Consider the following 3,257-nt stretch of genomic DNA (forward strand, 5'->3'; position numbering starts at 1 on the left):
AATCCCGAAGGCTATCTCTTTTTGGACCAAAAGAGAAAACTAGGTTTGGTTAAGAGAATTAAAAAACAAATCGATAAATTCGCTTTGACCAATGAAGACCTTGGAATTGAAATTAATTGATTCTTAGCGTATTACAAAAACGTTAGTCAGAAGCTAAAAAAAGATGCTAAACTACGATAAAATATTTCTGATTAGTGACCCTTGTTTGAATAGACCATTTAGAGGTGTAATCGAAAATTCTGACTTGGATGAATTTGAAATTACAAGAGGAGAAAAAACGTTAAATGAAATTGTTCTTGTCAAACATTCTATGGGCGAAAAAAAACCTTGCGATTTTATTTGGACAACAATCGGATTCCCTCTAATAGTAAGTGAAAGAGTAATTGAAATTTTTAAATCCAATGCAATTACTGGATGGAAAACTTATGACGTTGAAATCTATTCAAAAGAGAACAAATTAATTGACCAGAAATATTATGTACTGATTATAACAGGACGTTGCGGATTTAGAGATTATTCGACAAGTCCAATCATAATGGACACCATCGGAATAACTACTGAACCCCATTTGAGTGGTTTTTATTTTAAAGATGACTTTTGGGATGGTTCTGATTTGTTTATGTGCAATCCTAATGAAATAGGTCAAGCGAATATTTTTAAATTTTGCACAGAAAAAGTAGTCCGATTAATGAAAAAAGAGAAAATTAAAAATGTTGAATGGGAGAAAACAACGGATCTCACAATGTCTATCTCTTTATATAACATTGAACTTTCTGAAAAACAAAAAATTGAAATGGAAAAATTAAAAGCCAGCAGGTAACACTGTGTAAAAATAATTGCTGGTTCTCGCCTACTTGGAAATTCCTGCGGAATTTCCACAGGCTCGGTTTATTTTTGTTATTTTAGGTGCTTAACCCACGCAACTATTCTTACACCAAACGTAACCAATATTGAAAAAAGCCTATGGGAACTTGGGGAACAGGAATTTCTTCAAATGACGTTTACGAAGACATCAATTATGAATTCTTTGAATTGTACAATCAAGGAATGGAAGTTTCTGCCATAACCGAAAAGTTAATCAAGGAAAATAAAGAATTGATTGACTCTCACGAAGACCAAAATAATTTTTGGATTACCATAGCAAAATCTCAATGGGAATGTAAAGCTCTTGACCCGAAAATCCACAGTCGAATTAAAGACATTGTGGAATCTGAAAAGGACATTGAATTGTGGAAAGAACTTGACGCCTCAAAATCGGATTTGACAAAACGGAGAAAAGTATTAGAAAACTTTCTGGAAAAAATATCAACCGAAAAGAAAACCGCTCGAAAAAGAAAGGTTAAGAAGAAAAGAGGTGCGATTTTCCAAAAAGGAGATTGTTTAATATTCAAATTAAGTGACGGTGACTTCTGTGGAGCATTCGTACTTGAATCAGAAAAAGAATCGGAATTTGGACTTAATTTGGTTGCGGTTACTGACATAAAAAAATCTGACAAACCAACTGAACAAGATTTTGAAAATGCCAAAATTCTTTTTGGTATGCAACAACATTCTAAAACCGAATACAGACCAAAAGAAAGAATAAGTTGGTATTACGCTCAACATTACAAAAAAGCAGAAATTGAAATAGAGAAAATCGGACAATTAGAAGTTGACAAGTATTATTCATCTTCGAGACATTATCAAAGCTTTTCGAATTGGGATAACCTGAAATTATTTCAAGACAGCTATTACTCGGACTTGGAAAAAAACAAGTGTGATGTGAATGTTCCACTAAAAAATTTAAGAAAAAATACTGGTTACAACAATGGCTATAATTCATTGTGGCAACGAGTTAAAACGAAGTTTAATTTATAAATTTAAGGTTCGGATTTCGGCGGAATAATCCTGCGGATGATTCCACAACGAAATCATAGCCGAGACCGTTAGCACCTATTAAAAAAGACGACCGTGAATTTCAATGATATTGACGACATAAAGAAAAATGGTTTCACAGGATTTAAAACTGTCAGAGAACTTTGGACTTACAAATCGAGTATTCCTAAAGTCAAAGGTGTTTACCTCGTAGTTAACCCGACTTTCAAGAAAACCGAATTTATTAATCCAGGAGTAGGAGGATTTTTTAAAGGGAAAGACCCAAATGTATCAATCGCTGAATTGAAAATCAATCACGTTGACAACTCACAAGTCGTTTACATTGGAAAAGCAGGAAGTCCAACAGGACAAGCTACTTTAAACTCAAGACTTGGACAGTATTTGAGATTTGGAGAAACTAAAAATGTTGGTCATTGGGGCGGCAGACTAATTTGGCAACTTAAAAACCATAGTGACTTAATATTTTGTTGGAAGCCAACACCAAAAGACGACCCCAGAGAAATTGAAAAGCACTTATTAAGTGAATACATTAAACAATTTGGTGTAAGACCATTTGCAAACTTGACCGGATGAGACCTGATGAATATGAACATATTGTAGCAGAACACTTTGAAACTAAAGGTTACAAAACGACCGTTTCTCAATACTCAAATGATTACGGTGTTGACGTATTTGCGACTAAAGGCAAAGAAAAAATAGCAATTCAAGCAAAAATGTTTGGTGCTTCAACTCGTCCAATAAACAGACAAATGGTTATGGAACTTCACGGAGCAAAAGACTATTTCGACTGCACAAAAGCAATCATAGCAACAAACGGAAGAATAATAGACAATGCACTTGAAGTCGCCAACAAGTTGAAAATTGAGATTTTAAACATACCTGCAATTCGGACTTCCAACAAAACCAAAAGGACGACTAAATCAAACTCGTTTGAAAACATTTGGGAAAAGTATGTAATGCCATTAGAAGGTAAAACAATCAAAAGACCAGATGGAAAAACAAACAAAATTGTAAAAGTCGATTGGTCAGGAATTCAACGAATTACATCAAACGGAAAACCTCAAAAAATAAAGATTGAGATATTTAAAAAGACAATTAACCACCTACTCAAAAACGGAGAGATAACTCGGTCTTACATAAATGAAGAATACAAAGACAGAGCTTCTTCAGGGATTGTTTTAATTCTTGGAAATACAGAAATATTTGAACTAACAAACAGACCAACAGGACTGAAATTGAATAAATAACAGGTGCTAATCGAGTAGACGGGTGACGACCTACCGGTCGCCACTGCGCCTCTCACACCACCGTACGTACGGGTCTCGTATACGGCGGTTCGCAAAAAGATGGGTTGAGTTCTAAGTAAACATCGGTCAATGATT

The 3,257-nt window shown here is 34.5% G+C and carries 4 protein-coding genes; all 4 read left to right on the top strand.

Going from position 1 to position 3,257, the window contains the following annotated elements; translation table 11 throughout:
• Positions 1-163 precede the first annotated feature (163 nt).
• The 4 genes from G6N06_RS19510 to G6N06_RS19525 all read left to right on the top strand — a co-directional run bounded on the left by G6N06_RS19510 (position 164) and on the right by G6N06_RS19525 (position 3,122).
• On the top strand, positions 164-820 hold the full coding sequence (locus G6N06_RS19510) for a hypothetical protein (protein ID WP_163518372.1): 657 nt from the start codon (positions 164-166) through the stop codon (positions 818-820).
• Positions 821-1,047: 227 nt separating this feature from the next.
• Positions 1,048-1,857, top strand: a complete 810-nt coding sequence (locus G6N06_RS19515; RefSeq protein ID WP_163518373.1) for a hypothetical protein — start codon at positions 1,048-1,050, stop codon at positions 1,855-1,857.
• A gap of 93 nt (positions 1,858-1,950) precedes the next feature.
• Positions 1,951-2,448 carry a hypothetical protein gene (locus G6N06_RS19520; RefSeq protein WP_163518374.1) on the top strand — a complete coding sequence of 166 codons (498 nt, stop codon included), beginning with the start codon at positions 1,951-1,953 and terminating at the stop codon, positions 2,446-2,448.
• On the top strand, positions 2,445-3,122 hold the full coding sequence (locus tag G6N06_RS19525; protein ID WP_163518375.1) for a restriction endonuclease: 678 nt from the start codon (positions 2,445-2,447) through the stop codon (positions 3,120-3,122). Before G6N06_RS19520 ends, G6N06_RS19525 begins: the two co-directional genes overlap by 4 nt.
• Positions 3,123-3,257 lie beyond the last annotated feature (135 nt).

Origin of the sequence: Gelidibacter japonicus (assembly GCF_010725055.1) — a bacterium.
Classification (GTDB): domain Bacteria; phylum Bacteroidota; class Bacteroidia; order Flavobacteriales; family Flavobacteriaceae; genus Gelidibacter; species Gelidibacter japonicus.